The sequence below is a fragment of the Buttiauxella noackiae ATCC 51607 genome (assembly GCF_001654865.1).
In the GTDB taxonomy this organism is placed as follows: Bacteria; Pseudomonadota; Gammaproteobacteria; order Enterobacterales; family Enterobacteriaceae; genus Buttiauxella; species Buttiauxella noackiae.
Genome location: NZ_LXEO01000025.1, coordinates 69,579 through 94,876 on the forward strand (window position 1 = coordinate 69,579; position 25,298 = coordinate 94,876).

Genomic DNA, 25,298 nt, shown 5'->3' on the forward strand with positions numbered 1-25,298 from the left:
ATGACATACGTTGCTCCTTATTCCGTTAGCCAACTAGCCTGGCGCTGTAGAACCGGTAGATGTGCCCGGCGCATATCCATATCCGGCAATGCGCTGATAAGCCCCTGGGTGTAAGGATGCTGCGCCTTATCCAGGTCTTTCGCGGCGATAGATTCCACAACACGCCCGGCGTACATCACCAGCACGCGGTCGCAGAAACTGCGCACCAGGTTAATGTCATGGCTGATGAAAATCAGCCCCAGTCCACGGGATTGCACCAGATCGTCGAGCAGCGCCAGCACCTGCAAACGCACCGAAACATCCAGCGCGGACGTCGGTTCATCGGCAATCACCATTTCCGGGTCGGTGATCAGCATCATGGCAATCATGATCCGCTGCCCCTGGCCGCCGGAAACCTCATGCGGATAGAGGTTGTAGACGCGTTCTGGCTGGCGAATACGCACCACTTCCAGCATCTCCAGCACCTTCTGTTTCGCCTGTTTTTGCCCGACACGATGGTGAGTCAGCCATGCTTCAGCAATTTGATCGCCAACGCACATCACCGGATTTAGCGAATATTTCGGGTCTTGCATAATCATTGAAATACGTTTGCCACGCACATTACGCATTTGTGCGTCAGTAGCATTGAGCAGATCAACATCACCAAATTGCATACACTCGGCGGTGATTCGCGCTTTTTTAGGGTGGAGCTGCAATAACGCACGGCCCACAGTGGATTTCCCGGAGCCGGACTCGCCTACGATGGCGAGTTTCTCGCGCCCGAGCTGGAATGAAACGCCACGCACCGCGTGGGTTTGCTGGCGACCATTAACGAACGTCACATTCAAGTCGCGCACATCAAGTAGTTGCGGCGAATTATTCGCTGCGAGGATCGAGGATGTCACGTAAGCCATCTCCCAAGAAGTTGAATGCCAGACTGTTGATTAAAATTGCCAGCCCCGGAATCGTTACTACCCACCAGCACTCCATCATGTAAGTGCGCCCGCTGGAGATCATCGCCCCCCACTCTGGCTCTGGCGGTTGTGCACCAAGGCCGAGGAAACCAAGCCCGGCGGCGGTCAGGATAATGCCCGCCATATTCATAGTGATGCGGATAATCACCGACGGCATGCACAGCGGCACAATGTGGCGCCACAGCACACGCAGCGGCGAAGCACCTTGCAGACGAACAGCAGAGATAAAGTCGGCTTGCCGTAAAGAGAGGGTTTCCGCGCGTGCCAGACGGGCAATTGGCGGCCAGGCCGTGAGCGTAATGGCTATCACAACATGCTCAAGGCCGGGGCCGAGTGCTGCGACAAACGCCAGCGCCAGTACCAGACTTGGGAACGAAATGAAGATGTCGGTTACACGCATCAATACCATATCGACTTTGCCGCCAAAATATCCGGCGGTCACACCGAGCAGTAAACCCAGCGGGCCAACGGTTATCGACACCAGTAGCACGATGTAGAGCGTAATGCGTGAGCCATAAACCAGGCGGCTAAAAATATCGCGGCCAAACTCATCGGTGCCAAACCAGTGTGTGGCGTTTGGCGCAGTGAGCGCGCGATTGAGATCCTGCACCAGCGGGTTATAAGGTGCTATCCACGGGGCAAAAATTGCCACCAGCAACAACAGGAAAACAATCCCTCCACCAATTGCCGTCAGCGGGTTACGTGCCATTTTGCCAATAAACCCAACCGCTCGTAGACCGGCTCGTTTAAAGCGTAATGAACGCTCATCGGCAGCGGTGAGTTGAGGTGTTCCAAAGGAGACAGTCATGATTTTGTCCTCGGATCAAAGAGTTGGTACAGCATGTCGGACAGCAGATTCAGCAACACAAAGATCACCCCAACCACCAGCACACAGCCCATCACCGCATTCATATCACCCAGCAGCAGACTGCCGGTGAGATAGGACCCAAAGCCCGGCCACGAGAAGACAGTTTCAATTAGCACCGCGCCTTCCAGCAGCGAGCCATAGGCCAGTGCGACCACCGTCAGCAACTGCACGAGGATATTGCGGAATGCGTGATTCCAGATAACCAGGCGTTCAGTTAGTCCCTTCACCCGGGCAGTAATAATGAATTCCTGCGACAGCTGCGCCAGCATAAAGCTGCGCGTCATTCGGCTGATGTAGGCCAGCGAGTGGAAGCCCAAAAGAGAGGCCGGAAGAATCAGGTGATTGAGTGCGTTAAAGAACACCGCGCTGTTGCCCGCCAGCAATGAATCGACCAATAACAACCCGGTGCGACGCGGCACTAAACCATCCAGCCCTAAATCAATACGCCCCGCGCCGCCCACCCAACCGAGCCAGGCGTAAAACAGCAGCAATCCCATCATCCCTACCCAGAAAATCGGCGTGGAATACCCGGCCAGGCTGATAATGCGCACCGCGTAATCCACCACGCTGTTACGACGAGCAGCAGCCCAAACGCCCAGCGGAATGCCCAGACCCGCACCGACAATTATCGCCACCGTCGCCAGTTCAAGCGTCGCCGGGAACACGCGCAGAATGTCGTCTACCACCGGTTTCCCGGTCAGCAGCGCATTGCCCAAATCACCATGCAGCAGGCCGCCGAGGTAAATCCAAAACTGCGTTGCCAGCGATTGGTCAAAGCCAAGCTGGTGGTAAACCTGCTGGTAAGTACTTTGGTCAGCATCCGGGCCGACAATCGCCAGCACCGGGTCGATTGGCATAACACGGCCAATAAAGAAGGTCAGCAATAGCAGACCAAACAAAGTGACGACGACCTGGCTTAATCGTTTTGAGAAACGCCGGGCACGACCACCTGGCGCTAACAGGATCATGCTCATGATTTTTCCTCCCCAACAGACGTTTTATAAACATCACGCAGGAAAGTAGTGGCCGACGGATGCGGCTGGTAGTTCTGCACTTCGTTGCGCACCACCACCGAATCCACCATTTGTGAAAGCGGCAATAATGCCGGGATCAACTCGTCGTAACGGGTCTGAATCGCCTGATACTCTTCACGCTGCTTAGTTGGGTCACGCTCCACCAGCGCTTTGTCGATTTGCTGGTTCAGCGTTTTGTCATAGAAGCTGGTACGCCAGCCCTGGAAGTTAGTCAGACGCGCAGCGTCACTGTTATCCGGATTGTAAACCAGTGCCCGTAGGCTGGAATGCGGATGCGGTTCTACGCCACTGCCGCCGCGCCCGACCAACATGTCGAACTTACGCTCGCGCATTGCGCCGTAAATCTGGTTGCCCGTTCCGGTGACGATTTTCGCGTTAATTCCCGCCTGCATCAGCGTGGACTGCACCGCAATGGCGATGTTAAGGAATGGTTGATCCGCAAGCACACGTAGCGTGGTATCAAATCCGTCCGGATAGCCCGCTTCCGCCAGCAGTTTTTTCGCCCGTGGAATATCCAGTGCATAACCAGGATTTGGCAGCGTTGCAGGCATTCCTGATTGAATTGGACGCTGATGCAACACGCCATATCCCGGCATCAATGCTTTATTGATACCCTGATAATCAATCAGATAACGCACCGCTTCACGCACTTTTGGGTTGGCGAAATGCGGCTCTTTCATGCTCATGGCGACATAATAAATCGTGCCTTTCTTAACTGCATCGACGGTCAAATCGGGATCTTTTCGCAAGGCGTTCACGTCAGATACCGCCATGTTGCTGGCAATATCCAGATCGCCCTTGGCAATCATCAGGCGTAAAGTTTGCGATTCCTGGAAGTGACGGAATACCACGCGGGAGAGTTTAGGGGCACCACGCCAGTAATCCGGATTGCGCTTCATACGCAATACATCTTTGGCCTGCCATACCTCAAGGCTAAATGGCCCGGAACCCGCTTCGTTAGTCGTCAGCCAGCGGTTGCCCCAGTCGTCATTTTGTACATGCTGTTCTACCGTTTTACTGTCCAGTACAACAACACTTCCGAGTGCCGCCAGGGAATAGATAACCAGCTGCGGGTCATTCGCTTTTGGTAGCGTGATTTCCACCGTTGAATCATCGAGCGCTTTCACATGCTCATCGATGTCCTTTTTGCTAAAACCGTAGGATTTCCATACTGATGCCTGTGCCAGATTGAGATGCAAAACGCGGCGCATTGACCACACCACGTCGTCTGCGGTGAGTAGATTACCGGAGTGAAATTTCACGCCATCGCGCAGATGGAACGTCAGGCGGTTGCCGTCCTCCGAGATATCCCAGGAGGTTGCCAGTGCCGGGCGCACGTTGGTGAGTTTCGCCGGATCTAATTCCACCAGCGGGTCATAAAGATTGACGACCAGCCCCACCACTTCATTACCGGTCATTGCAGCCGGGTCGAGGGTAAGCAGGTTATTCATATTCATGCCGATGATCAGCTGGTCAGGTGGCGTTTTCGCCACAGCCGAGCCACTACCGAACATGAAAAGGAGCGTGAGAATCCACGCCCCCAGTCGGGAGCTTCGATTCATGATAGATACCATTTTGTAGGGTAAGAATGACCCAGCGTCTTGCGCCGGGCTTATTATTGTTCAGCGATGAAAAGACCCTGACGGGTCAGTCGCGGCTGATGGTATGTGTTTCTATATATTCAAAATTGATATCTTCACCAAGCCCCGGCCGCTGCGGCAAATGCACAAAACCGTCGGCATCCATCGGGTCAACGATACTGTTCAGGTATGCGGCAGGTTCGTCATATTCGAGGAACGGGTGCAGTAATCCGCGCTCATACCAGCGGCAGTTACGTATCGCCCCGACTACAGCAAGGCTTGCCGCGCCGTTGCCGTGAACTTCGCAATCCATGCCGAAAGATTCAGCCAGTGCCGCCACTTTCATGGTTGGTGAAATACCTCCAACGCCATTGGCACCGGCGCGCAGAATGTCGCACGCGCCTGCTTTCACCCAGTCCGCGCGGCTGTGATGCTTGCCACCAAGGCTTTCAGGCCCAACAACGTCAATAGATAAGTTCTCAGAAAGCCAGACGTAGGACGCCATGCTCTCTTCTTCCATGGGTTCTTCGAACCAGGCAAAGTTGAGTTTTTCAAGCTCCTTGCCGATGTACAGCGCCTGACTACGGCTGTACCAGTGGTAGCCATCGAGCATTAAATCGATGTCTGGTCCCACGGCTTCGCGCACGGCGGCACAGGCTTTGACGTCCATTTTTGGGTCTGGTGCAAAGGCAACCGGCGGCATCCAGGTGTGAAGTTTGATGGCTTTATAGCCGCGAGCAACCAGCTTTTCTGCGAACTGGCCGAATTCGTCTGGCGTGGATAATCCCCCTTCCAGTTCATCACCGCACATGGTGCTGCCATAAGCTGGCACTTTGTCGCGGAAACCGCCAAGCAATTTGTAGACCGGCACTTTCAGTTTGCGGCCAATTAAATCCCACAATGCTTGCTCAACAAACGAGAGTGCGCGCTCGGTGAGTTGGTGCGCACTACCGCGCTGCCAGTGCACCAGATCCTGCCAGATGCGTTCGCGGTTAAATGGGTCTTGCCCAACCAATACCTTGCGGAAGAATGCATTTACTACATATGGGCGCACCACTTCTGGCGGCGCGAAAGAGTAGCCGCAGTCCCCTTCATCTGTGGTAATGGTCAGCATTGCCATTTTCGCAAGGCTTTCCGGGCCAGGATGAGAGTGGCCTGCACTGTCAGAAACTCGGCGGGTTGGGTAAGTAAAAACGGTTACGTTCACGGATTCTATTTTCACGGCTGTTATTGTCCCTTTGTTAATTTAAAACAGCGTTTCAGCACTTACTGTATGCGTAAAAAATCACCTTCGCCTCGTTCAAAGGTGCTTAAATACGAGTCATTATTTGGACATATGTCCAGGAGGGCGTGATGCTTTTCACAAAATGTTATGGAATTGTGATGAAGATAACTGATGGAGGCGGGGAAGTTTTTGGCGGGTGTCGCATGTGCTAACCCGCCAGGAATACGCAGAAAATCAGGCGATAGTGACTTTGTTGTTCAGATACACGTCTTGCACAGCGTTAATCAACTTAACCCCCTCAGACATGGATTTCTTAAAGGCTTTGCGGCCCAGAATTAACCCCATGCCGCCCGCACGCTTATTAATAACTGCGGTACGCACAGCATCTGTCAGATCGGTTTCACCTCCAGCGGCACCACCCGAGTTAATCAACCCTGCGCGGCCCATATAGCAGTTGGCCAGTTGGTAACGCACCAGGTCAATCGGATTATCGCTGGTCAGTTTGGTGTACACACGGTCATCGGTATAACCAAAGTTTACCGCCTTGTAGCCGCCATTATTTTCCGCCATTTTCTGCTTCACGATATCCGCGCCAATCGTGGCGGCCAGATGGTTTGCCTGGCCAGTTAGATCGGCGCTTACGTGGTAATCCACACCGTCTTTTTTAAAGTCCGGGTTACGTAGATATGCCCAAAGCACAGTGACCAGCCCCAGTTCATGTGCGCGCTCAAACGCCACTGAAATCTCTTCAATCTGGCGACGTGACTCTGGCGAACCAAAGTAAATGGTCGCCCCTACTGCCACCGCCCCCATATTGAAAGCCTGCTCGACGCTTGCATATAACGTCTGGTCGAAAGTATTTGGGTAACTGAGCGTTTCGTTGTGGTTAAGTTTGACGAGGAAAGGAATGCGATGCGCGTAACGTCGTGATACCGATGCCAGCACACCATAAGTTGAAGCGACACAGTTGCAGCCAGCTTCAATCGCCAGCTCAACAATATTTTTCGGATCAAAATAGAGAGGGTTTGCCGCAAAAGATGCCCCGGCGGAGTGCTCCACACCCTGATCGACCGGTAAAATAGAAAGGTAACCAGTGCCAGCAAGCCGCCCGGTGTTATACAGCGTTTGCATGTTTCGTAGCACCGCAGGCGGGCGGTTGTTATCCACCATAACGCGGTCTACATAATCCGAACCAGGCAGATACAACTGGTCTGCCGGAATAGTCATACAACGATGCTGTAACAAGCTGTCGGCATCTTTGCCAAGCAGCTGTGCAATATCAGTCATAATACGCTCCCGTAAATTCAGCGAGCACCCTGCCCGCTGAGGATGGATTCTCCTAGCCTGCTTTCATTAAAACAGGCAGACATAATCCTGGCCGTGACTGACAGTATTCGCCACCTACGGGAGCACTTTCGGTTTGTTTTGTGGTGTAACGTTTTATACCCGGCGGAGATTTACTCCATTACCACCACTCGTGAAAATGATGCACTGGCCCAATTCCTTGCCCAACCTCCAGCGAATCCGCCTGTTCTAATGCCTGAGACAGCCACTTTTTCGCCGCTGTGATAGTTTGAGGCCAGTCGTTGTTGCGTGGATAAAGTGCCGCAAGAGCTGCGGATAATGTGCAACCCGTACCATGCGTATGACGCGTTTGCACACGTGGCGCAGTAAAACGTTGTGCTCCACTTTGGGTAAACAACCAATCAGGGCTTTCAGCATCATCAAGATGGCCGCCTTTCATCAGCACGGCCTTGCATCCCATTCCTAGCAATGCATCTCCCTGCTCTTTCATTTCACGTTCATTACAAGCTTGCGCCGTATTCAACAGAGCTGCCGCTTCGGGTAAGTTCGGGGTAATCAATGCCACCTGCGGTAATAACCTGCGGCGTAAACTTTCTACCGCCGAAGGGGCAAGCAACGGGTCGCCACTTTTCGCCAGCATTACCGTATCAAGCACCACGTTTTTCACTTTGTAAAATGCCAACCTTTCGGCCACAGCATCAACAATATCTGTTTCTGCCAACATGCCAATTTTGACGGTGTCGATGCGAACATCGCTCAGTACAGAGTCAAGTTGGGCTGCGACAAATTCAGGTTCGATACGATAAACCGACTGCACTCCTCGCGTATTTTGTGCAACCAGCGCGGTAATGACACTAGTGCCATACGCACCCAATGCCGAGAACGTTTTAAGGTCGGCCTGGATACCCGCACCACCACTCGGGTCGGTTCCAGCAATAGTGAGCGCATTAATGCGTTTTACTCCTTTCATATCAGGGCCTCCGCATTAAGTGCGTAAAGCGCGTCCAGAAAGGCTGGAATGAAACTACCGGGCCCACGGCTTGCAGCAATTGCCTGCTCGCCAGCACATTTCATAAACTGGCAGGCGGAAGCAACATTATCTAGCCGGGAGCCAGGCAATGAACAACAGGCAGCCACAACCGCAGAAAGTGCGCATCCGGTGCCGACAACACGCGTCATCAACGCACCACCACCGGCAACGCTCCAGGCATTCTCGCCATCGGTGACATAATCTTCTTCACCTGTAACTGCAACAATTGCACCAGTCATCTGCGCAAGTTTGAGAGCGGCGGGTAGTGCGCAAAGCGCCTCTTCAGTGCTGTCCACACCTCGTCCGCCACCAGTTTCACCTGCAAGAGCCATGATTTCCGACGCATTACCACGAATGGCGGCCGGTTTTAATTCAAGAATGGTGCGTGCAAATTGTGTACGAAAATCCAGGCCGCCGACGGCTACGGGATCCAGAACCCAGGGGGTTGAAGATTGGTTAGCGGCATGAATAGCTGCAAGCATCGCAACGCTACGCTCAGAAGTAAGTGTGCCGATGTTGATGAGTAGAGCGCAGGCTATAGGGCTAAATTGTGCGGCTTCTTCTGGCTCAATGACCATCGCAGGAGCCGCACCAATAGCGAGCAAAACGTTGGCGGTAAAACTCTGCACCACATCGTTAGTCATGCAATGAACTAAAGGAGAGACTTGACGTAAATTATGTAAAACCGACGCGGCAAGGTGGCCGGGTAGCAGGTCAGGCTGCATATTGAAAGCTCCTGCCCGGCGTGAAGAAGGGATGCCATGGCAGGCATCTGACTTCCCTACGCTGGCATTATCCAGATCAGGTGGTACGGGTATTTCTCAGCCTTCACAAAGAAGGGCACCCCGAGTCATTTAAATCAAAATCAACTACTTGCGAGTAACATCCCGTTAATAGCTGTTCAGGATAATGCCAGCGGAAAGTCTGACAGACAAGTTCTTAATGTCCGTGACCCCAGTGAAATGATGACCAACTTTCCCTGGCATCATCTTTATCAGGATTTGACTATTAATGAGAATACTCTCTCAAAACCTATTAACATAAATCTAAAAAATTAATTTATTATAGTTAACAAATTCACCAGTCGTTATTTTTGACCAACCAGTCAAAATTATTTCTATGGAGCTTTTAATTTTGCCAATAGCTGTTAATACACTGAAACAACTTGATCATTAAATGATCGCAATGTATTTAAAATATACTGAAAAAAACATCAACTCTACCTTGTTCGATATAATGAAATTGGCAACAGCATGCTTTATGTGTATAACTAGCAACAAATATTTGCCTTTGATCTTTTCTTATAAAAAAAACATAAACCCAACATCCTGTATGAATATCGAAAACAAAATTTCAACTAATAAAAACAGTATTGCAAAAATATTCAATTGGTTAATTACATGTGTTTTTATTGTTTCTGGTCTGTTTGTCTCTGTGGCTCAAGCCCAACAATCAAAGACGATAGAGAGCATCACAAAAACTCATCAAATAAACATCGCCTATCGTGATGCTCCACCTTTTTCTTATGCAGCATCGGATGGCAAAGTTGTTGGGTATGTCATTGATTTATGCAACGTTATTGTTAGTGATATTAGTAAACATCTGAATATACCTGACTTAAAAATTAATTATATTGATAACAAATATCTACCAGACAGAGATGCTTTATTGCGTGAAAAGAAGGTAGATATGATCTGTTCCGTTAATGCTAACGTCATTGAATGGAAAACGATTGCAGACTATTCAATCCCCTATACTTATTCATACACACGATTCGCAACGTTAAAGAACAAAAATATATCATCTATTGATCAATTAGCCGGGCACACTGTTAGTGTGACATCGGGATCGGTTGATGCCCTTGCTGTTAACCAGGCCAATCGTGAGTTGGGTCTCAATTTATTCGTCATTACTACTCCGACCATGGAAAAAGCTTTTGAGCTGATGCGCAATGGAAAAACATCCGCTGCCTTTATCAACGACATTTCATTAAAAGAAATCATTGAGGCTCAGAGCGATAAAACTTCATTTTCAATTAGTGATAAAGGGGTTGGAAAACCACAATTCTTTGTCATATTACTACCGCACGATGACCAAGAATTTAAGTCACTGGTAAATCAGAGTCTTTGTAAAATAAGAAAATCACCTGATTTTGGAAAAATTCATGACATCTGGTTTAATAAACCAATTCCTTATTTAAAGTTAAACTTACAAAGCCCTTATTCACAAGAAATGGATAAAGCCTTAACGCAATTTGATGATTGTTCAAGTGCAGAACGATAAATAGTTAGTCGCCCACTACATTGGGTGGCTTGAAGAATGTATTGAACTACAAACCTTCCAGCATAGACTCCTATTACGAGATACATTTCCAATTTCCTGACTTATACACACACTATCACCCAATGCAAATACAACGATCGATTTTTAAACCATAAACAAACATGAGAACACCATAAACAACATTCATAGCATGTTAATAACATATTGTTTTTGTCTAATCATACATTTCATTTGACTCGTCACTAAAATCCATATGAAAATTAATAGCAAATTATTGGTTTAGTGTTTGTTGGATGAATCACGGATAAGATTAAAAACCTCATGGCTATCATTAGACTTTATATAAACGAAAAGTAAACCATTGTGAGTAAGTAGCATGGGGCTTAGAAGTTTTCTTGAAAAAATGTACAAACCTGTGGTCATGGAAAATGAGTTAGCTAACAGAAACTCCAGGATCAACAAAAGTACAGTGGTTAATCAGTGGCGGAATTTTCCATTGATGTATTTAGCTCGCCCTAAAAACCTAAAAAAGTACATCACACTCTGCTTTTCATTTGTTCTTCTGTACTCATTTGCGGATAAACTGAGTAATAGCATTGAGATTTCTGGTACAACTATCAGGCTCTACGACCTCACGTTGCCCGTAATTTCCGCATTACTTATTTTGTACAACAAAAAGGCAATTCCGGTTCTTATTCTGTTTGCCCTGTATCGTGTTCATACACAGCCTTTACCCCAGGTCCTTGATACAATATCTCAACTCACAGCGGCTTTAATCAGCACAAAAGTCTATTTCTACGCCACTGGTAAGCGTGGGGCCGTCAGTTTCGGACGTAGTAGCCTCAGCGCCCAGCGCATACTGTGGTTGATATGTTTTAACACCCTTATTTTTACACTCTTTCAACAGTTTTTATTACTAAAGTTTAATTTTATATCAGAAATAAATATTTTAAGTATCCCCACTCTCATTAATATTCAATGGATGTTGACATCCTGTATTACAGGCACTCCATTTTGCTATCTCATTCTCAGAGCTTGTTACCAGCCACTATGGTTTTTCAACTACCTGAAAAAGTTGAAAGAATTAATTGTTTCTGGGCCACGTGCAATTTATCAATTACTCTGGGCAATGTTAGTAATCGGAATTATGTATTGCCTGATTTATGTACATGGCGATAGCTTAATATATACAGATTACACTATCGTATGGCTTTTACCGGTGATGCTCTGGGGAGCAATCTGTCTCGGCCATGCACTAATGTCCCCTCTTTGGGTAGTCATGCTCATTTTATTGAGTGACTACATTAATAATTATATATCAATAGATCATGAATTTACTTTTAACCATTATGTAAGCCATTTGGCTTTAACGTGCTCTATGATTTTTACCTTTTCCCTGACAATTGTTATTGTTGGGGTATTGGTTACGCGCATTCTAAAGCATATCAGAAGCCTCAAACGAATTTCTTTATCAGAACCACACACAGGGCTACCTAATCTTCTTGCTTTAAAAAATGATATCATTCGTTACCCACACGCTGGGTTGTGTATTATTCAATGCCCTGAGTTAAATACTCTAACACAAACCCATGGGATAATATTTCGCTTCGAATTCGTTAAAGCTGTTTTTTCTTATTTAAGCCCATTGCTTATGGATAATGAAAAAATGTATTACAGCCCAGGGTATGGACTTCTTCTACGCCTGAATAAAGTCGATGACGATATTATCCACCCTTACTATAAAGCGATGTCATCTTTTCGTTTTTCGTGGGAAGAAATGGAGCTGGGTCTCAATTTTGGCATGGCGTACATGGCATACGGAAAATGTATCAATAATCTCTCTTATGTCGTGGGCCAGCTTAATGCACGTACTTATGAATCGCTAAAGCAAGGTAAAGCAAAAGCACTTAATGTCTCGCATCACGGCGATCAGGCCATCAGTTCAGGTGCTATACGCCATCTTCTGCAAAAGTCGATAGATCGTAAATCATTTATGCTCGTTGCCCAGCCAATAGTTTCAACTAAAAACAGCAGCCAGTATTATGAAATTCTTATTCGCATGAAGACTATCAATAACAAAATATTCTTCCCGGATACTTTTTTGCCAGTGGCTGAAGAGGCAGGACTGCTTGCGGAAGTGGATCTGACTGTCATTGAGCAAACATTTCAATTTATGCAATCCCTCGATCAATCTAAATCTGATACTCGTTTTTCCATCAATTTGACACCTCAGTCCCTAAGCAGAAAAGATTTTCTGGATAGGCTGAATACTCTTTTAAAGAACTACTTAATACGTCCTGATCGCATAATATTTGAAATTATAGAATCAGATATTATCGATAGTATTAATGCATCCAGTGTATTGCAAGAGCTACGCAGATTAGGATGCCAAATTGCGATTGATGATTTTGGTACAGGAGCATCCAGTTACTCTCGTCTAAAGACATTAGAAGTCGACATACTGAAAATAGATGGATCCTTCATTCGTAATGTTGTTAACGATAAGTTTGATCGACTAATAGTCATGTCATTTTGTGAAGCGGCTAAATTTAAAAGTCTGCAAGTTGTCGCAGAATTTGTTGAAAATGAAGAAATAAAACAGATGCTTATATCGATGGAAGTAGAGTGGTTACAGGGATATCATACCGGGAAACCGGTCCCAATTGAGTCACTGTGGTCGTAATTAATAAATTATCGAATTTATATGTAGCTCTATTTCATTGATAGTTAGATTAGGGTGTGGCTTGGTATGATACTTACGTTGAAGAACTTTTTCTATAAATTTTATCCAATGATAACTTTATTTATAGTCACTACACTGACAACCGTCATAGGTATTATTGAAAGAGTTCACGGCCCATTCTCTTTAGTTTGGCTGACCAATGCTATAACCATTGGCGTATTATTACGCTTTTATGAAAATGTTAACTGGCGGCATTATTTAATTTGTTGCGCCGGTATGGTATTGCCAGATTTATTAATCGGTACAAACCTTAATCAGGTTTTGCTAATGACCACTGCCAACATCATAACAATTTCAATAGGTTATATAACACTACAGCGTTTTGCAATGCGTACAGAAGAAGGCGAATGGCTTGGTAGCTTGCATAGCGTCCCGCAATGGTTATTACTCTGCCAACCCGCTCTTATTATAGGATCTTTAGTAGGCTCGCTGGCATTATTTACTCTGTATGATAATGCTTTTTTACAAACAGCATTTTACTGGTATTTAAACGAATCTCTTGATTTCATTGTGTTTTTACCAGTCATTTTGGCGGCGCCGAGAATACTTAAATCTTTCGACAAGGATTTGCTAGATGTATTTCTACATATTATCCCGTCTATTTTGTTATTATTCGCCTTCATTTTTATAAAGGATAAGATATATTTCTTGATGGCATCAATACTGATTATTCCAACCATAATATGGCTGGCGCTTTCAGGAAATCTATTTCTAACAACATTTGGTATTAGTATGAATGGTGCATTCTTTTTTATGTGGATCATTCACTCTACCCATGGTTATCTCCATTTTTCAGAGAATATCTACATCTCTGCTGTCAGGACGATTGTTGCAGTGCTGGCGCTTTGTGCGCTTACCATTGCGGTTGCTATTTCTGAACGAGATAAACTTTTTTCTAAATTATCCCAACTTGCTAATCATGATGATTTGACCGGAATTCTCAATCGTCGGGCATTTACTAAAGCTGCTGAAGCTCTCACTTCGTCATTGAAGAAGGGAGATATCTGTTCAATGGTTTTGATTGATATTGATTTCTTTAAGAAAATAAATGACGTATGGGGGCATCAAAAAGGCGATAAAGTTCTCGTTGCCTTTTGTAAGAGGTTAAAACAGGTTATCCCGGACAGTCAATTATTTGGACGCGTGGGTGGTGAAGAGTTTGCCCTGTTGCTCGCTAAAACTCCTGAGATAAACCACCAGGAATTAACGGCTACCATTGTTAATGAACTGTCCGAAAACCCGCTTACTATTGATAATGAGCCATTTCCGCTTACGATCAGCGCTGGGATGGTTACCTGGTCTGAAGGGCAGAAATATGAGACGTTGTTCAAATATGCTGACCTGGCTTTGTATCAAGCAAAAAATAATGGGCGCAATCAATGGCAGGAATACCTGTCTTGCCAAAAAATGAACCCTAAACCAAATTTCACGCCATCCTTATTATAGGCATTTATATCCAGGTGGTAACCGCCTGGATAAATAACAGCCTCCCTTCCCTTGGTTATTATTTTAAGAAACCCCTTATATTTATTTAAGTTAATTCTAATATCTAGCCTAATTTTTTCATGTCAGTATTTATTACAACAATATAATCGTAAGCTATATAAAATTAACTTACGATTATCAGTAGTATTGACAGAGAGTCTATTTGGCACTGACAGGTGCTGTTGATGAAAAAATATGGAAATTATGATTGATGCACCACTGACTCACGCCCGAATTGCTATTCACAGACCTTTTCTTCGCGCTGCGGGTTAATGAAGATTTGTACATAGCCGCGCGCAAACGTAGATTTCGACGCATCAGAAATGGCGATCTAACACATTTTCATAGCCGGTTGGCCCCGATTGTCTTTGATCGCATTGAGTCTCTACAACAAAAAATGTATGCAAAGCAGTTGCCGGAACCACTCGATATTATCCTCGTGACCAATGACTACTACTTATCACTGGCACTGACTGAGTACTTTTTTAAGTTCCAGCGAACTCACGTCTGCGCAAACCTGGAGGAAGCTGAAGCGATGCTTAAACAAACCCCACAACCGCGAGTGTTCATCGATCTCGATGGCGTAAACGAGCCAGCAATTGATGTGCTAAATATGATCAGGCAATGGCAAAAAACCTGGCCACACCTGAATATGATCCAACTGACTGCCTGCCGTTGTATTGAAGTCGCCCGACTGATCGATGCGGCATCAATCTTCCCTGTGGTGGAGCGGCGACTGAGAATTAGCGATCTGCTTGTTCTGCTGACTCAGAAGCGAGCCAGGCAGGATTGGTCCATTGCTCAGGATGGGTCGCCCTCAGTCCCATTTTCAAAGCGTGAATGGAATATTCTGCTGGCAGTAGCAAAGGGAGAGTCGCTGAAAAGCATTGCCGCTTCATTTAACAAACCCTACCACACTGTGGTTTACACCCTTGGGCGGATTGCCGCTCGTATTGGCGTCGGAAACAACAAGTCACTGATACATTTGCTGAATAAATTGTCCTGTGCGTCATCCGGTAAAGTGTAGCCCCGCAAACTAACCGCCTTCCGAGTGAAAGCCAGGAAACGGCTTATTTTCAATGCTACAATTTTGTTAAATTAGATCGGCCTGTTAACAATTACAACTATTCCTGGATAATCAGTTTCCCACAAGCTATGCCTCTTTCCGACGATTAATCACGCAATCATTCTGCGCCATGGGTAACAAATAAGAAACATTCGAGACTTCACACTATTCTTCATGTTCAAAACAATCTTTTTTCCCGAATATTTCGCTTAACACAGGTGCATGCCCCAAATAACAATTAATTAACCATTTTAATTAGAATTTAATCACAGCATTATTCCCTGAGCATAACAGTGGTCTTTTTCTCAAATAATATGGCTGTATAATCAACCTGGTCATTTATCTAAAATGAACAGGTTGATTTTCTTATTGAAATAATTATTTTCACTTTACCCACAGCCATTAGAAAATAGTACATATGAAGGAAGTTTTTAAGTTCAAGGGAGCATCTTGCATACATTATAAAATACGAAATAGTGAAACACCTTTTCACTTTCGCCGCCAGTGACTTTACGTCAATGCGATATGTTCCTCAAAAATTAGAGGCAAGAATATGAAACCTGCATCCGTAATTATTATGGACGAACACCCTATTGTCAGAATGTCGATAGAGGTACTGCTACAGAAAAATAAAAATATTGATGTGGTGATGAAAACCGACGACAGCCGGGAGGTGGTTAACTACATGCACTCCAATCCTGTCGATTTGGTGATTCTCGACATTGAACTGCCGTCCATTGATGGCTTCACTTTATTAAAAAGAATCAAGAGCATACAGGCCGACACTCGCATACTGTTCTTATCTGCAAAGTCTGAGAGATTTTATGCGGGCCGTGCTATTCAGGCCGGGGCAAATGGGTTTGTCAGTAAAAGGAAGGAGCAGGAGGATATCTATCATGCGGTGGAGATGTTGCTTTCAGGGTATTCATTTTTCCCCTCTGAAACGCTGGAGTTAATCAGTAATCCGGGTTCACGCAACGGAGTTACTGACGATACGCCATTATCAAACAGAGAGATAACCGTATTACGTTACCTGGCGAATGGTTTATCCAATAAGGAAATTGCCGAACAACTTCTGCTGAGTAACAAAACCATCAGCGCGCATAAATCTAATATATTTTCCAAGCTGCATGTCTCATCGATTGTCGAACTTATCGATTACGCCCGAGTAAAAGGATTATTATAACTGCGCACCCCATCACTATTTTAAATTAAAAAACCGGGTTGGTGCCCGGTTTTTATTTATTTTAACGATGCCGAATAGGCTTTCTAATAATAATTAATCATAAACGTGGCATCGGCGTCGGCTTGCCCGGCTTGTGGGTTATCGGCGAGCGCGATGTAATTTGCAAAAAAGGTTAATTCCGCATTTCCGTTGGCATCGACTGGCACATCCTGGCTTGCCTGCTTAAGGGGCAGGCGGGTTTTATCTTTATCGCGCAACTCTACGGCCACATTTGTCGCCCCACTCGTGTTATTAAGCCCCAGTAAACCGGCGTTGCCTGTGGCTTGCTTTCCAGAAAAGGTGATTGACGCAGCACCCTGTGGGCAGCCGTTAAGCTTCAACGTGAACGGTATGCTTTGCGTAGTGCTGCCTGCGGTACGCAGTTGTTTGGTCGGCCAACGCCCAAGCTGCACTGTTTTATTGTCATCCCCCATTTCGACGTAGCAGCTGAAATCCACCACGTTGCCACGCAGTTCTATATTGATAGCGCCGAGCGAAGTGTCGGCCTGAGCATGACTCGCCAGGCTTGCTGCCAACCACAGCAGCATCGCAATTTTAGTCATAATCCACCCGCAAATAGCCCCGCGCACTAAATGGCCCTTCTGCCGGTTTGTTCCCTGTCACGCTTACCGGCCAGGCCCGAATCCCCACTTGCGCTGCAGCTGCATCGTCGAGACGGAAATTGATTTTACTGCCCACGTTATTAGGAATAAATGGCGTTCCGCCGCTATCGGCGACGATAAACCCGAGATCGTTATTATTGGAAACCATCATATTACCGGACGCTTTCTCCGCTTCTAACCGCAGAGAAAGATAGGCCTGCGCCGCCACATTGGTGCATTTAATAGCGATGGTTTTGGTTTGCGGTGTTACACCTTGCGGTCGATTCCCGGCTCCGGCCTGGCTGAATAGCGCAGCACCAATGTCGCCAAAATCAAATTCAACGATTTGCCCTGCGTTGATTTCACAGCTTTGTGGCACTTCAATTTTGCCGCTGTAGCTAATGGTATAAACCGGAGTGGTGAGCGGGTCGGTGTTTCGCGTCGTCACATATACCGTAAACATGGTCTGCCGTGGAATTGGCACCATATTGATAAAGCGCCGTGTCACTTTGAGTTTAAAAATCAGCTTAGAATCCTCAACCGGAAACGGCTGCTGTCTGGATACGTTGTCATGGATTCCCATCTGAATATAGTTGCGCGGTGGGTAAAATTGTCCGGCGTAGCTGTCCGTGATGCTCATCGCCCCTTCGAGATAATCATTGAGCTTGATGTACTGGTAATCGCCGATCACTTCTTGCACCGGCAAGGTACTCACGTAACTGCGCATCGTGGTATCTCCGGTGGTTCCTTGCGGGCAAGTGGCATTGACACCGATCCAGCCCGACTTTTCCGCGAGGGTGATGATTTGCCCGACGTTATTGTTTGCGCTGGTGAAGACGTCAGACAGATCGTAAAAAATGTCCGCTGGCACGCCATTGCTGTTTTGGCAGACTGTGGCAAACGCCGGGAGCGCGCATACCCATAGCGCCACCCCTGCTAAAGATGTCATCAATTTCATAAACAGATCCCTGAATCCTATGAACAGGTCGCACTCGCCACGACGATCGCCTGAGTCAGGCTTTCAGGCGGTAAGGTAAATGGTGCGAAACACTGTGATCCTTTGCCCTCGCCCCACTGAATCAGCAGCTTTCCCTGGAGTGGCAAGCCGCTGAGGTAAATTTGCCCGTCATCGCCGACCATACTGGTGATGCCCGTGGTTTCTTCGCGCACCACAGAGCCGAACGGTACCGCTCGCCCACCACGAGTTACGGTGATGATTGCCCGCACGCCCACGTGCGCCTTAAATTCCGCACGCACCAATGCGCCTTCCGTAGGCACCACACTGCTGACGTTGTTTTCAATGTCGGTGTGGTTATCCATGGTGTTGGTATCGAGAGCGATACGGTTGTGGCGATATACCGTGGCGTAAGGCATTACCGCGTATCCGCGCCAGTCGGTTTTCACCCCGGTCTGGTTTTCGACGCCAACCCCGCTTGCTCCCGGCGCTTTGATTAACACGTTGGTGTCACCAAGCGGCTGGCTAAACGTGATGCCATCGGCGTGCCCCACCGCGCCGCCCGAAGCCTGCCAGTTGTAGTCGTGTTGGTCGCGGTCGTAGTTGTAGCCCAGCCCCAATGTGCCGTAAGTAGCCTGCCAGTTAGCCGTGACACTTCCGCTGTAACCGTTAGTGTTGCTGTGACCTTGAGTGACGCTGTAATTAAGGTTTCGGTCTTCAAGTAATGTGCCGCCGATACCTGTTTGCACGGTGGCATCGCCATTGGCGTTGTTACTGGCAGCAAAAGTGGCGTAAGCGCGGTCGATGGTGCTTGTGCGCGAATAACCATGCCCCAGCAAGGTGCTAAATGGCACCGAAAGGTTAAAGGCCATAATGCGATCGCTATCGGCGATCCCGACGGATTTGCTCCACGACATCGAGAGTGAGTAGCTGATCCCGCGCCAGCCGCTGGCATATCCGGCCTGATACCAGGTGTTGTTCTGGCTGGTTTCCCAGTAAGTTTGCTGGCTGCCTGAAACATAGAGTGACCCGTAATCACCCAGTGATTGAGAAACGTTGATTTGAAATCGCCCGCGCTTGCTGTAACGCAAGTTGTGGTAGCTCTGCACAACCGGTTCATCTTTGCGTCCACCATCCGTTTCGTCTGCGTATTCGTAGCCTTCGATATTTTTGTATGCCACCTCATCAAGCGTATAAAAACCACGCGTGGAATAGCGGTAACCCAACAACTGGAAGTTAGTGCCATAACCGCTGAGGGATTTGGCGTACAGGAATCGTAGCGACTGGCCTTGATGCTCGCTGTCATCTGCAAGTCGGCTGCGGGCGTGGGTAATATCCATTGAAAGCGCCCCCCACTCCCCGAGGTTTTTCCCGGCCCCCAGCGCAACGGAGGTGTAGTCTTCGGCAAGCTGAGTGCCACCATAGGCGGTAAAACCGTAGGGTAAACCCGCATTCAGCGTGGCCTGGGTGAAGAATGGCGTATCCTGCTGGTTGCTTCCGCTACGGAAATCCCCGGCTACCAGGTCGAACTTCAGCCGCCCTTCCCGTTGCAATAACGGAACGGTGGAATAAGGCACAGTGTATTTTTGCTGGGTACCATCTTTTTCTTCGACAGTGACCTCCAGGTCGCCGCTGGAAGAGGTGGAATTCAGGTCACTGATGGTAAATGCACCCGGTGAAACGTAGCTTTGGTAAATCACAAAACTGTTCTGGCGAATGGTGATTTTGGCGTGGGTACGCGCTATACCGCGTACCGTTGGCGCGTAACCTTGCTGACTGTCGGGGTACATACTGTCAGCCGAATAGATGCGCGCCCCGCGAAATCCCAGACTGTCGAACACATCGCTACCCGTGTTGCTGTCGCCTAATACCAGCTCGCTTTTGAGTGGAATAATCGTCCGTTGCGCATAGGTGCTAATGTTGTTCCAGCTGTTAGCGTGGTAGCCATCTCCACGAGTGTAGTTCCAGGCACCGCTGTTACGCAGCCGCCAGGCTCCGTAGTTCAGGCCACTTTGCAGGCTTAAATAATAGTTATCGTCGTCGCTGCCATGGTTGCCGGTAAAGCTGTAATTGAGCAGCGCAGCCGGAATCCCTTCGTCCCACTCCTGCGGCGGTATATAGCCCCGGGCGCTGTTAAGCAGCGATGCCTGCGGCAAGCTGATATCCAGGCGTAGTTTGGCAAAATCAAAATTCGTCTCAGAATCAGGGATCAACAACGCGAGCGGCACACATTCCCCGGACTTAAACTTCGCAAGCGCCGGATAAGCGAGCATGTTCAGGCCCAGGCGCTTCAACCAGTCAGTGTCCAGGCACGGCACCAGGCCGCTCGATTTTGCTTTTCCGCCACTGGCATCGCTGGCAATAAAACGGAGATCCTGGGTCGAGATAAATTCAACGTTACGCCAGATGTCCACGCGATAAACACCCGGTGCCTGATGGCTGCCTTTTTCAAAACGCGACAAATCCGCCATCGCAGCATCTTCTACCGACAAAAACCCAGGGTTAAAGTAGCTTTCCCCGGAGCTGATTACTGGCCACAGCGCGGCCATTATCATCGCTGCAAGCGGGGTGACTGACTTGTTGATCATCTGCCAGATATCCTTATTGCGCAAATTACCTGCATTACAACATTACGCCCGCTTGCACAGGTGTCACCGCGCCATAGTCATTGACGGTCTGGAAGTAGATAGCACCTTTTAGCGCGGGCGAAACCGCCACTTGCGACACACTTTTTGGCGCCACCAGGGTATTAGCCAGTTTCTCGTTGCCAATTTTAAGATTGACGGTGCTGACATAATAAGGAGACGCGTTGTGAATGCTCAGTAGCTTGCCGTTGCGACTAAAGCGCAGTTGCTTCAGCGCCTCTTCTGGCTGCATTTGCAGGTTTTTAGGGCGCACAAACAGCTTGATGCGCGACAAAATTGCCAGTTGCAGTACGTTGCTGCCGTCGAGATTATTTTTATCGACCGAAGGAATCGCTTTCACGTTCACCCAGAAAATAGTTTCGCGGTCTGTTGGCAACGGTGGCCCGGCGTAAATAATACGCAGTGTGTTCTCGCTCGATGGCTCACTAACAAAAAGCGGAGGCGTGACAATAAAACTTTTATCTCTGGCACCTGCACTATTTTCAATCCACGAGTTCACCAGAAAACGCTCTTTATTATCGCTATTATTAATTGAGAGCGAGGTTTGTTTTGCCTCGGCAGGATAAATAACCCGTGTCGCACCCAGAGCAACGCCCCCGGCAGCTTGAGCATTAAAGCACAGCATTAACAGGCACAACATTATGGCCGAGCCTTGTTTAAATAAAGTCGTCATCACACCGCACCATCATTATTACTATTATTAAAATGTTCAATTCAGGAATAATAAATTTCTGTTCGTCAATAAAAGAAGCCTCATTTCTGAGGCTTGCGTTATCCCTACAAAATTTGATTATTCGTATTTCATTACAAATGTCGCATCAGCGTTGGCCTGGCCTGCTGTTGCGATGGCTGCAGTAGATTTATAGCGTGCGGTGAACGGCAAGGTGTTCGTCCCGTCAATCAGTGTCTGCGCGGTGGAGAAGACAGAACCATCCGGGGTCAACACTTTCGATTTGCTATCGAGGATTTCGATACCGACGCCGCCTGCCGTGGTGCTGTTGTCACTCGAGTTAACCGCCAGAAGCGTAGGGTCGGTGCCGTCTGTCTGGCCTGAGAATGAGACAGAAGCCAGGGTGGAGACCGTGGTGTCACAATCGTTAAGCACAATGGTGAATGGGATCTGCGCGGAGGTGTCACCCACTTTAGTAAACGCCGCCGTACGGTATTGGCCCAGTTTCACCGTTTGATCGGAAGACTGCGTGCTCACCGCACAGGCCGCATTCACCAGCTCACCTTTAAAGTGAACCGTACCGCCATTTACAGTGACTACATCGGCCTGTGCTGCACCGCTTACTAATGCAATACCTGCAACCAAAGAGGACGCAATTTTGCTGAATTTCATCGAGATTCCTTTAATTATTTAATTACCCTTTTTGAATAATGCATCCTTCATTATTCCAGTGAATAACCAGGGCCGTAGATAGTCAACCCCCTCCCCTCAATCCTTAAGGAGACATTTATTTATCGTCATCAATGAAGTCTAAATTAATATTTAAAACACCATCTCCTCGACGATGAATAATTTAAGTTAAATAAATATTTAATAACATGTGAAAAACCTTTATCTCATCTCAGTAATGTCCTATTAAGTTCTAAGATATCGGCCTGTGACTTTCGGATCGGTGAGTGATGCCAACGAAGAAGCACCATGAAGAGTGCTCCTGGTGAATGAAGCAGATAAAACCTGGTACACTTAGCGCCAATTCAAGATATTCTTAGCAAATTGTTTTTAAGCCGCTAATTTAATGATTCACTGGATCTGCCCTGATGATACCAAAAATGTTAAAAATGCCGCTGCTGCTGGCATTACTGTCTTGTTTAATGGTGATGCCTTTTACGTCTCATGCGGATGACTCTACCGGGCAAACAGCCACTGAAGAACCGGTTAAGATCAATGCCAGCACGGTAATTCCCGCGTTGCAAAAGCGCCTGGATTCACTCAAGCAGCGAGTATCCACGGCAAAAACTGATAAACAATTCACCAGTCTAAATGACGATTCACAAAAATTGGTGAGTGAAGCCGATAAGCTTGCCGTTGCACTGGCACCGCAATTAACGCAGGTACAGGCACAACTGGATGTTCTTGGGCCGGCACCGGCGCCAGGGGCACTGGCTGAAACGCCGCAAGTTGTTAGTCAACGCAAACAACTAAACAGCAGTAAAACCTTGCTCACCACACAAATCGAGCAAACCAAAGCCATTGCAGTTGCCGCGCAAAACCTCTCTTCGCAAATCTCTGGATTGCGCCGTGATGCGCTAAAAACACAAATTGCCCTAAATACCGGCAGTATTCTTGGTGAAAAATTCTGGTCACCCGTTTTTGAACCCAACGACAAAGACGCTGCACGCTTCGGTGAATTTGGCACTCAGATCAGTGATGCATGGGACCAGGCCTGGAGCGAGGGATGGCGACCAGGTACCGCTATCTATCTGTTATTAGCGCTGGGGATTGGAGTATTTGGTCGTTTCGGGCTGGATAAACCAATGAACTGGGTTCTGCCACGCTGGCTGCCGCAAGGCCGTTTTCGTCGCAGTTTCCTCGCCTGCTTCACAACCTTAAGTACCACACTGACGCTGGGTATCAGCATGCAGTTGCTGTGCTACACCTTCACGCGCCTGCCTGATACCTCACCCTGGGTTAATGAGTTTGCCGGACAACTGGTCGAGTTGACCTATTTTTCCGCGGTGATTGCCGGTCTTGGCATCGCATTACTCTCTAATAGCCATCCTTCATGGCGTCTGCCGGGTATTGCCGACCCGCTGGCAAAAACGCTTGCGTCATTCCCGATTTTACTGGCAGCCTTCATATTTATCTTCGGGATCATCGAGCAGTTGAACTCGTTGGTTGGAGCGAGCATCGATGCCACATTATTTGGTAATGGCCTGGCCGCTTTACTGGTTGCGCTCAACTGCCTGATTGCACCTGTTCGCGTCAACCGGATACGCAGGCAAATGCGTGCTGAAGGTGAACAAACAGAAGCGCGTTCTACCGTTGCTGGCCTCATTCATCTCGTCATCAGCCTTACCGCTTTTGTTATCCTGCTGGCACTGTTGATTGGCTACATTCCACTGGCCCGTTTCGTCACCTTTGAATTGTTGTGGATTGGCCTGGTGGTTTGCAGCCTGTATCTGCTGATTCACTTTGTAGTGGACTTGTGTGAAGCGGTCTTCTCCCCGTCAACACACAGCGGGAAAATCCTTAAAAGCACGCTGAGTCTCAACGATCGCCATCTGTCACTTGCCGCAACGTTGTTCTCAGCGGTTGGGAAAACATCACTGCTGGTGATGGCTGCGGTAGCCCTGCTTAACGGCACCTTCGGTACCACAACGCCGATGGAACTGCTGACGAAAATCGCGGATATGTGGGGCGGCAAAGGCCTCGAAGGGATGAACATCATCCCGGCACATGCACTTAATGCGGTGCTGTGTCTGGTGGTGGGCTGGTATGTACTCCGTTCCACACGCCGCTGGCTCGATAACGATTTCCTGCCAAAAACAAATATGGACCGTGGCCTGCGTGCTTCGCTGGTCACACTGTTCACCAACGTCGGTTACGTGCTGATTATTATGCTCACGTTGTCGATGCTCGGTATTGAATGGAACAAACTGGCATGGATAGTCAGCGCCCTGTCGGTCGGTATCGGTTTTGGCTTGCAGGAAATTGTGAAGAACTTTATTTCCGGTTTGATTCTGTTGACCGAGCGTCCGGTAAAAGTGGGCGATCTGGTGAGTATAAGCGGCGTGGAAGGCGATATTCGCCGCATCAACGTACGTGCGACCGAAATTCAATTAGGCGACAAATCCACGGTTATTGTGCCGAATTCACAGCTAATTTCGCAAAACGTCCGTAATGCCACGATGGGAAATGCGCAGGGTGTAGCAACGATATCTCTGACTTTCCCATTGGATATCGACCCTGAGCAGGTGCGTAATTTACTGCTCGAAGCGTATAACCTGCATGAATCAATTCTGGAAAACCCTCAGCCCTCAGTCAGCTTTAAAGAACTGGGGCCTACCGGGATTGTGCTGAGCGTTACCGGTTATGTGAATAGCCCGCGAATGGTGAGTTCAACGCGCAGCGATTTGCTGTATGAGATCCTCAAAATGCTGCGCGCGGCAGGCATTAGCCTTAGCCAGACGCAAACAATGATCCTTGAGCAGCCAGCGAAAGTGGCGGTAGCGGAATAACGCGAAACGCCGCTGATTGTTAGCAGTCAGTGGCGTTTCATGCGTAAGCGCCTCCATCAAAGAGAGCACAAAACATAATCACACTAAATAACTCAGCTTTATCTCATTCAG

At 47.8% G+C, this 25,298-nt stretch carries 19 protein-coding genes and 1 riboswitch; of the genes, 6 read left to right on the plus strand and 13 right to left on the minus strand.

The annotated features are described in order from the left end of the window. Positions 1-17: 17 nt before the first annotated feature. From M979_RS10195 to thiM, 8 genes are all read right to left on the minus strand, one after another. Positions 18-884 carry an ABC transporter ATP-binding protein gene (locus M979_RS10195; protein ID WP_064554924.1) on the minus strand — a complete coding sequence of 289 codons (867 nt, stop codon included), beginning with the start codon at positions 882-884 and terminating at the stop codon, positions 18-20. Then, a complete protein-coding gene (locus M979_RS10200; RefSeq protein ID WP_034458530.1) occupies positions 856-1,761 on the minus strand; it encodes an ABC transporter permease in 906 nt (301 codons plus the stop codon). The genes M979_RS10195 and M979_RS10200 overlap by 29 nt, the downstream gene beginning before the upstream one ends. Beyond that, the gene (locus M979_RS10205) at positions 1,758-2,795 is read right to left on the minus strand and encodes an ABC transporter permease (protein WP_064554864.1); all 1,038 of its coding nucleotides are present in this window, start codon (positions 2,793-2,795) and stop codon (positions 1,758-1,760) included. The genes M979_RS10200 and M979_RS10205 overlap by 4 nt, the downstream gene beginning before the upstream one ends. Then, complete coding sequence (locus M979_RS10210) at positions 2,792-4,417, minus strand: ABC transporter substrate-binding protein (protein WP_064554865.1); 1,626 nt, start codon at positions 4,415-4,417, stop codon at positions 2,792-2,794. The genes M979_RS10205 and M979_RS10210 overlap by 4 nt, the downstream gene beginning before the upstream one ends. Before the next feature lie 85 nt (positions 4,418-4,502). Continuing rightward, a complete protein-coding gene (locus M979_RS10215) occupies positions 4,503-5,657 on the minus strand; it encodes a mandelate racemase family protein (protein WP_064554866.1) in 1,155 nt (384 codons plus the stop codon). Between the two features lie 237 nt (positions 5,658-5,894). Continuing rightward, positions 5,895-6,947, minus strand: a complete 1,053-nt coding sequence (gene fbaB, locus M979_RS10220) for a class I fructose-bisphosphate aldolase (protein ID WP_064554867.1) — start codon at positions 6,945-6,947, stop codon at positions 5,895-5,897. A gap of 178 nt (positions 6,948-7,125) precedes the next feature. After that, complete coding sequence (gene thiD / locus M979_RS10225) at positions 7,126-7,935, minus strand: bifunctional hydroxymethylpyrimidine kinase/phosphomethylpyrimidine kinase (protein WP_064554868.1); 810 nt, start codon at positions 7,933-7,935, stop codon at positions 7,126-7,128. Next, positions 7,932-8,720, minus strand: coding sequence for a hydroxyethylthiazole kinase (gene thiM, locus M979_RS10230; RefSeq protein WP_064554869.1), 789 nt, complete (start codon positions 8,718-8,720; stop codon positions 7,932-7,934). Before thiM ends, thiD begins: the two co-directional genes overlap by 4 nt. 36 nt (positions 8,721-8,756) lie before the next feature. Beyond that, a riboswitch (TPP riboswitch) is annotated at positions 8,757-8,853 on the minus strand. A gap of 318 nt (positions 8,854-9,171) precedes the next feature. On the opposite strand from thiM, the gene M979_RS10235 reads away from it, so the two are divergent. The 5 genes from M979_RS10235 (at position 9,172) to fimZ (ending at position 16,758) form a co-directional block, all read left to right on the plus strand. After that, positions 9,172-10,278, plus strand: a complete 1,107-nt coding sequence (locus tag M979_RS10235) for a transporter substrate-binding domain-containing protein (RefSeq protein ID WP_064554870.1) — start codon at positions 9,172-9,174, stop codon at positions 10,276-10,278. A 499-nt stretch (positions 10,279-10,777) separates the two neighbouring features. Beyond that, entirely contained in the window at positions 10,778-12,961 is a 2,184-nt protein-coding gene (locus tag M979_RS10240) for an EAL domain-containing protein (RefSeq protein ID WP_167350272.1), read from the plus strand. Between the two features lie 66 nt (positions 12,962-13,027). Further along, complete coding sequence (locus M979_RS10245) at positions 13,028-14,467, plus strand: GGDEF domain-containing protein (RefSeq protein ID WP_034458546.1); 1,440 nt, start codon at positions 13,028-13,030, stop codon at positions 14,465-14,467. 451 nt (positions 14,468-14,918) lie between these two features. Beyond that, on the plus strand, positions 14,919-15,533 hold the full coding sequence (locus M979_RS10250; RefSeq protein WP_167350273.1) for a helix-turn-helix transcriptional regulator: 615 nt from the start codon (positions 14,919-14,921) through the stop codon (positions 15,531-15,533). A 592-nt stretch (positions 15,534-16,125) separates the two neighbouring features. Then, complete coding sequence (gene fimZ / locus M979_RS10255; protein ID WP_034458550.1) at positions 16,126-16,758, plus strand: fimbria biosynthesis transcriptional regulator FimZ; 633 nt, start codon at positions 16,126-16,128, stop codon at positions 16,756-16,758. Between the two features lie 83 nt (positions 16,759-16,841). Here fimZ and sfmF read toward each other — a convergent pair whose 3' ends face one another. The 5 genes from sfmF to fimA form a co-directional block, all read right to left on the minus strand. Next, on the minus strand, positions 16,842-17,360 hold the full coding sequence (gene sfmF, locus M979_RS10260) for a fimbria assembly protein (RefSeq protein WP_064554872.1): 519 nt from the start codon (positions 17,358-17,360) through the stop codon (positions 16,842-16,844). Continuing rightward, positions 17,353-18,357 (minus strand): type 1 fimbria D-mannose specific adhesin FimH, encoded by a 1,005-nt coding sequence (fimH, locus tag M979_RS10265; protein ID WP_064554873.1) that lies wholly within the window; start codon positions 18,355-18,357, stop codon positions 17,353-17,355. The genes sfmF and fimH overlap by 8 nt, the downstream gene beginning before the upstream one ends. 17 nt (positions 18,358-18,374) lie before the next feature. Beyond that, complete coding sequence (locus tag M979_RS10270; RefSeq protein ID WP_064554874.1) at positions 18,375-20,942, minus strand: fimbrial biogenesis usher protein; 2,568 nt, start codon at positions 20,940-20,942, stop codon at positions 18,375-18,377. Positions 20,943-20,976: 34 nt separating this feature from the next. After that, positions 20,977-21,672 carry a type 1 fimbria chaperone FimC gene (fimC, locus tag M979_RS10275; RefSeq protein WP_064554875.1) on the minus strand — a complete coding sequence of 232 codons (696 nt, stop codon included), beginning with the start codon at positions 21,670-21,672 and terminating at the stop codon, positions 20,977-20,979. 117 nt (positions 21,673-21,789) lie between these two features. Continuing rightward, positions 21,790-22,341 (minus strand): type 1 fimbrial major subunit FimA, encoded by a 552-nt coding sequence (gene fimA / locus M979_RS10280; RefSeq protein WP_034458558.1) that lies wholly within the window; start codon positions 22,339-22,341, stop codon positions 21,790-21,792. Between the two features lie 437 nt (positions 22,342-22,778). Here fimA and M979_RS10285 point away from each other — a divergent pair, with 437 nt between their 5' ends. Beyond that, the gene (locus tag M979_RS10285) at positions 22,779-25,187 is read left to right on the plus strand and encodes a DUF3772 domain-containing protein (protein WP_064554926.1); all 2,409 of its coding nucleotides are present in this window, start codon (positions 22,779-22,781) and stop codon (positions 25,185-25,187) included. The last annotated feature ends 111 nt before the right edge of the window (positions 25,188-25,298 follow it).

Coding starts and splice junctions, on each gene's coding strand:
- M979_RS10205 (WP_064554864.1), bottom strand. CDS start 2,795: ATGAGCATGATCCTGTTAGCGCCAGGTGGTCGTGCCCGGCGTTTCTCA.
- fimC (WP_064554875.1), bottom strand. CDS start 21,672: ATGACGACTTTATTTAAACAAGGCTCGGCCATAATGTTGTGCCTGTTA.
- M979_RS10245 (WP_034458546.1), top strand. CDS start 13,028: ATGATACTTACGTTGAAGAACTTTTTCTATAAATTTTATCCAATGATA.
- thiD (WP_064554868.1), bottom strand. CDS start 7,935: ATGAAAGGAGTAAAACGCATTAATGCGCTCACTATTGCTGGAACCGAC.
- fimH (WP_064554873.1), bottom strand. CDS start 18,357: ATGAAATTGATGACATCTTTAGCAGGGGTGGCGCTATGGGTATGCGCG.
- fbaB (WP_064554867.1), bottom strand. CDS start 6,947: ATGACTGATATTGCACAGCTGCTTGGCAAAGATGCCGACAGCTTGTTA.
- M979_RS10285 (WP_064554926.1), top strand. CDS start 22,779: ATGTTAAAAATGCCGCTGCTGCTGGCATTACTGTCTTGTTTAATGGTG.
- M979_RS10240 (WP_167350272.1), top strand. CDS start 10,778: ATGTATTTAGCTCGCCCTAAAAACCTAAAAAAGTACATCACACTCTGC.
- M979_RS10200 (WP_034458530.1), bottom strand. CDS start 1,761: ATGACTGTCTCCTTTGGAACACCTCAACTCACCGCTGCCGATGAGCGT.
- M979_RS10210 (WP_064554865.1), bottom strand. CDS start 4,417: ATGAATCGAAGCTCCCGACTGGGGGCGTGGATTCTCACGCTCCTTTTC.
- M979_RS10235 (WP_064554870.1), top strand. CDS start 9,172: ATGATCGCAATGTATTTAAAATATACTGAAAAAAACATCAACTCTACC.
- M979_RS10270 (WP_064554874.1), bottom strand. CDS start 20,942: ATGATCAACAAGTCAGTCACCCCGCTTGCAGCGATGATAATGGCCGCG.
- sfmF (WP_064554872.1), bottom strand. CDS start 17,360: ATGACTAAAATTGCGATGCTGCTGTGGTTGGCAGCAAGCCTGGCGAGT.
- thiM (WP_064554869.1), bottom strand. CDS start 8,720: ATGCAGCCTGACCTGCTACCCGGCCACCTTGCCGCGTCGGTTTTACAT.
- fimZ (WP_034458550.1), top strand. CDS start 16,126: ATGAAACCTGCATCCGTAATTATTATGGACGAACACCCTATTGTCAGA.
- fimA (WP_034458558.1), bottom strand. CDS start 22,341: ATGAAATTCAGCAAAATTGCGTCCTCTTTGGTTGCAGGTATTGCATTA.